This is a genomic window from Collimonas sp. GW821-FHT02H07 (assembly GCF_059421505.1).
Map to the genome: position 1 here is coordinate 1 of NZ_JBWKVC010000039.1, position 5,998 is coordinate 5,998.

Consider the following 5,998-nt stretch of genomic DNA (forward strand, 5'->3'; position numbering starts at 1 on the left):
AATTTGTAGCCAGCTGGGGAAATAATTTGAAACACGACAGCAATCGTTGCATCACACTTTCGACCCTATGATGCCTGTCAACTGCGTGCGCGGCACTGGCTTACGCGGCCTAATTTCTGGCTTATAGAGACACTATTTGCAAAAATCGGCAATGAAGACGGTGGAGCTCAGACCCGAGAAATGATGGGATGGATGATGAAATTCGCAAGCGGCTGAGATGGGTTCCGTTGTGTAATGAACTCGGGAAACGCCGACATCGCATGTCTGCATTCGCATGTCTGCATTGCGGCATCTCGAGACCTACAATGCGTAAGTAGTAGTCTCGATATCATGAGCATGGGTAAGATCTTCAGGAGGAGAATCGCCGGCCAAAGTTTCCACCAATCAGAAAAACTCAGCCAACACATGAGCAGTTAATTGCGGATCTACGCAAACGCAAAACTGGGATGCCGACAGATTCAAAATAAACTGAGGCGTTTGCATGACATTTCGTTGTCAACAGCGACCATTCCTAGGATTCTGGAGCGCTGACAGAAGCCCCTATTGAAACACAGACGGACCTTTAGCATACAAGCCATCAGTTTCGGGCGACTACCGTCAGGGAGGGATGAAAATGGGCGTCTACAATATCTCGCCTGGGATCTATCCGTGCACGGCGATTGATGACGGCACGCGCCAATTGCTAACAACGCCATAGACTTACCTGATGTCGTAGTCGACGGCCCCAAGAAAATTGAAACAACTCCCGTGAATCGCACACCTTATGCCGCGGATGCGCCGTGCTCGTGTTTGGCCTTGGCGCTATGTTTACCAGACCCATCACCTCCATTATGCCTAGATCCGTTTGCCGTTTTCCACATGACCATCATCAGGAGCTAACGCACCATCTTGCTGTGTCGATTGAACAGTCGCCGCGTGTACTCCTCTTATCCAGAAAAGATGCGCTCGAAATTCCGTCGGCGACATACGAAACCAACGCTTGCAACAACGATAGAATGTGCTTTGATCAGAGAAACCTAACATTGCGACAATCTGCGTCAACGCCAAATGCGATTGCCCTAGATATTGCTCGGCCATGTCCCGTCGGGTAGTGTCGACCAGATTTTTGAAAGACACTCCCTCTTTACGCAACCGTCGCTGCAAAGTGCGTTCACCCATGCACAATGTTTTCGCAATATTGCCGCGTAACGTCTCTCCATCCGATAGCCGATGGGCGATTAAACTTCGTATCTTGATGCAGATTCTGGCATCATCCAAGCGCTTGAGATGCTGGATAGTGTATTTCTCGTGCAGTACTGCTAAATCTGGATTCGACGTCGGCAGTGGTGCATAAAGATCGCAGTGAGAGAAAAGCAAGCGATGGATTGGTGCGTCAAACTGCAAAGGGCAACTAAACACTTCCGCATACGGCGACAGACTGACTGGTGCGGGATTGGCAAATTCAACCATCAACGGATTTATCTCGCGCCCAGTAATCCAGCGACATAAATACAAGATACTGACAAACGCATGCTCAATGCGTTGGCGCGGTACGGGATGGCCATCCTCGCATACTTCCAAGGTAATACTGTAGCCGCCCATTCCTTGGTGCAGCGCAAGATGCACCGCGCCGCTGAAAATGGGCAAGTAACGAATCAAATGACCCAGACCGATAAGCAAATTAGAACTTGACATCATCAGGAACGAAATTGGACCGAAGTTCGCCGGATTTCCTTTCAGTATTTTTGTCAACCCAATTGCAGGATTATTGGCTCGGATCGTCGCAATTTCCCACAGAACGCTGATTTTTTTTGACAAGAATCGCGCATCCGGATTGTTCAGTTCTTGGATATCCAATCCTGCTTCTGTAAATATTGCCGCCACATTCAAACCTGCATCTTGAAATACTTCAGCGATTCCGTTAACCCACGCTGCAGAGATTGTTTGCGCAGTCATTCATGTCTCCCCAACCCTTTTCTTTTCTGGCAATCATCTAAGTGAACCAGCGGTTTTTATTAATGCTCTTGCAAATGTTATCTCCGCAAGATCAACCAGCCTTCAAAGCGAGTAAGGCGGGCGTGCAGCGCGCCCGGCAATTTCGCCAGTGTGTTAAAGTCCCTCCCCTCTAGCATTGGCCTTAAAAAATACTGATAATTTTTAGTTCGAAGGTGGGTAGACGTAAGGATTGCGGTCACGCATAATCCGACCGAAAACGGCTTACAATGCTCTATAGGTACGCCCGATACATCCAGCATCACCACACAATCCAGAATACGAGGTTCTAATAAAATGATTTTTGAGTTGCCGCCAGCAGATGCATGTATCATGCGATCTTTATGATGGTTTCGTGAACAGTGGCAAGGCGGTCAGCTCCAACATTAGGGTGTATTACAATCCAAGATAACGGCGCACAGCTTCAGCAAATAGCTATCGCCGATACGCCGCCAGAATCAATATTTTCAGCTCCTGAACAAATTTGAAAACTGTGGTGATCCATTTCCACGAACCTTCGTTGATCGCTACGACTGAATTGCGGCAAGTTCTTTTTGCTCATAGGTCGCTTGGTTAATTTTTAACTTACCGCTTGGCATGTTGAAAAACCCATCAACGCGGCTTGAATTGCTCGTTCTGTCAGTTCAATTCGCTTGCGCGCTTCCGACCGCTTGTGCGAAGAAATTTCTTGCAGGTTGGGGGCGGCAATGGCGTCGCACGAGAGCTGGTATTCACCATCTGGTCGACGAACGGCCCCAATTTCTTGCCAAAAATTATCATAATCGGCAAATACTTGACCAGTGCGGATTTGATGGAACAGAATCCGATTGTGATTCCCCACAAGTATCAGTTTTTTACATCCATAGGCATGTCCGATTTCCCTTACCAGGCGCACCATTAGACTTTTCGGTCGTAAGCCAAACATGTCGCGTGTAGCGTGACGCACCCGTGCCTGTGCATCGCTGCCGCGCGGTCCTTGTAGGCAGCCAATCCCGATACTCGGCACCAACTTGTCACAATAAAAAGTAAAGGCGATCGAGAATAGATGACGTTGATCACAGCACAGCACCAGGGTCAACTCGCCCTCCCGATCAAGACCAGCCACCGCCGTCAGCCGGATCTCATAGGCAGTCCCGGATTTCCCAATGAAGCTGCCGAGCGATACCGGTGATGTGGCTGCCCGCAAGACCAGCGGGCCAAGACCATGCTGGAATATGAAATCGTAATGACTCGCAAGCAGATCCAGTCTGTCTTGGCGGTGCAAGCGTAGCGACTGGTATGGACGGTAGATTTTCTGCAATAGCCTGGGAGTGGCTTTAGCCAGTTCGACCCGAATCGGAGTTGCGTTCCAATAGACTAGCCACCTCCGGGTCATATGGTAGTGCACAATACCTCTGACGGTGAGTTTGATGTACTTCACCCCTCGCGAGAGGCCTGGGTGTGAATGCGTCACACAACTGTAAAGAGTGACACGTGACGCGTTACCCGATCGGACCCCACCGAGAGACACCAGTCGCAACGCTAACAAATGCGGCAATTTAGAGAATATATTTAGGCTTTGTGCACGCAGATAGGAGAATCCGGTTGCTCGACGGTTACTGTAGACGTTCGATGCACGTTCGGCAGCAGCGAAGCTCCATCTGGTAATCAAGTTCAACTGATTCGCAGGCCCACCTCCACAGTTGGTGCTTGCCGGGGTCCGCTTCAAAATACTAACCGGGATATTGAACAGCCATGGGCAAATCATGAAAAATGTTGGGACTGCACAGCCTAACCATACGGACTCTATGTGCGCAAACAGTAATGTTAGTAGCGCAATCGAGGACAACGCTCGCTTGTATTCAAATTTGAAATGCAAAGTCATATCAGAGCAAAGAGATATTTATCGGATCTATCTATTCTGTATGTGCAACGGGACGGGGAAAGTGACGGTCTGTTACAATTTTTTTTATTCTGCGCCTATGGTGACGATATTTTCCCGATCCATAGGCAATATCTGCCTCAGTCAGAACTCGAAAGTGTTGGTCAACAGCAGCGTACGCGCTGGCTCGACACCCACCGTCGACGTTGCAAAGTCGCTGTAGAGACGACAATTAGGCACCTCGAAAAAACCCTGCGAATCTGGCATGATGGCGGCGCCTCGAATCTGACCTGAATTTTCATGATCAAGACCAGTCTGTTTGCCGACCAAGAGCGCGAATCCAAGCTGAACAAGCTCGGCGATGCGTTACGGGTGATGGAGCAGCATGTGGACTTCACTGCCCTAGCCGCCGAAGTCGACAGTGCGGCACCGCGCCCCAGCCGGGAGCGCGGCGGCCGTCCGCCTTTCCCCACCGAATTGATGGTGCGCGTGCCGTTGATCCAACAGCTCTTCAACTGGAGCGATGAGCAGATGGAATTCCAGTTGCTCGACCGTTTGAGCTTCCAGCGTTGCGTCGGCTTGCGCACCAGCAGCCAGATCCCGGGCCGGACGACGATCTGGAGCTTCAAGGAACGCTTGATCCAGGCCGGTTCCAGCGAGAGCGCTTTCGATGCGGTCAATCGTCAGTTGTCCAAACACGGCTACATCGCGCGCGGTGGCCAGATGATCGACGCGAGCATCGTGCAGGCGCCCAAGCAATCGCTAAGCAAGGAAGAGAAGGCACTGGTCCACGAAGGCGCGATGCCGGCGGACTGGGTGCCAGCCAAACGCCACCAAAAGGACACTGAGGCGCGCCGGACGAAGAAGCACGGCAAGTCCTATTTGGGCCACAAGGTCTCGGCCAACGCCGACAAGCGCCACAAGCTGGTGCGCAAGATTAAGGTCAGCACGGCTGGCGAACACGACACCACACATTTCGAGGACGTGCTCGATCGTGCCAGCACGCATCGGAACATCCTAGCCGACAAGGGCTATGTCGATGGCGAGCGCGAAGCACAACTGAGCAAGGATGGCGCATGCACATCCAGCGCAAGGGCAGTAAGGATAAGCCGATCTCCGAGACCTAACAGCGCCGCAACATCGGATCCCCAAGACGCGTGCACGCATCGAGTACGTGTTCGCCGGCTTGACCCAGATGGGCGACAAGGCGCTGCGTTCCATTGGCCTGGCGCGCGCAACACTGCACTTAAACTGGAAGGTTGCTGCCTACAACTTGCAGCGCCTCGTCTACTTGAAGGAGGCCGGGATCGAGGCGTTCTGACGCCCGAGGTCCGTCCGGAGCGCCGAAATTGAGGCCGCTGCCTGAAAAAGGGGGCGGGAAACAGTCCTCCTCACGCATTGCCGCGCGCAGTTCAAACCTTCGGCGCGCTGGCTCCAGCGAAATCATCGGTTATTCGAGGTGCTCGATTGAAAAAATTTTTGATGCCAAGTGTTGTCGACCAATATCTTGATTTGTAGTAGACACTGGCATCGGTGCGCATTTGACACGCCATTTGGTACATCTTCACTCCGGCATTGACACTGTCCAGTATTTCTGCAAATTCTACGCGGTTGCGATGTGCCAGCGGGTGATCGTCGCGCATAACCAAGACTAACTAGTCGCGCTTGTACAGTTCAGAGTGCAAATCGCGGCTACCGACGTCGCCCGAGCAGATGCCGATGTCGGCCCAGCTGTCCTCGAGGCCCTTGACCACGCTGCCGCTGGGCCGCTCTTCGAGGTCGAGCTTCACCTGCTCATGCAATTAGATAAATGCCCTAAAATCCTCGGGCAAAAGTTCCACGATGGCCGACAGATTAGCGACCATCCGCACATACCCCCTTACGCCTTGCGCGTATTCGGCTAGCTCCAGGCCGATCCTTTCGACACTGAACAACATGCGCTTGGCATGCGTTAGCAGTGTCTCACCCGCCGGCGTTAGCTCCAGGCCTCTGGCCTTGCGTACAAACAGCGTAACGCCGATCGCCTGCTCCAGCTCAAGCAGCCGCCTGCTGGCGGCCGAAACGGCGATCGCTTCACACGCCTCCGCGCGGGTGAGGGTGAGGGTGAGGGTGAGGGTGAGGGTGAGGGTGAGGGTGAGGGTGAGGGTGAGGGTGAGGGTGAGGGTG

2 protein-coding genes and 2 pseudogenes are annotated in these 5,998 nt (G+C 52.4%); 1 reads left to right on the forward strand and 3 read right to left on the reverse strand.

Annotated elements, in window-relative coordinates:
- Positions 1-834 precede the first annotated feature (834 nt).
- Both AC07V8_RS25650 and AC07V8_RS25655 read right to left on the reverse strand, forming a co-directional pair.
- Positions 835-1,935 (reverse strand): AraC family transcriptional regulator, encoded by a 1,101-nt coding sequence (locus AC07V8_RS25650; protein ID WP_494681180.1) that lies wholly within the window; start codon positions 1,933-1,935, stop codon positions 835-837.
- Between the two features lie 616 nt (positions 1,936-2,551).
- On the reverse strand, positions 2,552-3,835 hold the full coding sequence (locus AC07V8_RS25655; RefSeq protein ID WP_494681181.1) for a VirK/YbjX family protein: 1,284 nt from the start codon (positions 3,833-3,835) through the stop codon (positions 2,552-2,554).
- Positions 3,836-4,132: 297 nt separating this feature from the next.
- On the opposite strand from AC07V8_RS25655, the pseudogene AC07V8_RS25660 reads away from it, so the two are divergent.
- A pseudogene (locus AC07V8_RS25660) lies at positions 4,133-5,153 on the forward strand (IS5 family transposase).
- Positions 5,154-5,397: 244 nt separating this feature from the next.
- Here the strand turns inward: AC07V8_RS25660 and AC07V8_RS25665 are convergent.
- Positions 5,398-5,998 (reverse strand): annotated as a pseudogene (locus AC07V8_RS25665) (LysR family transcriptional regulator); the annotation flags it as partial.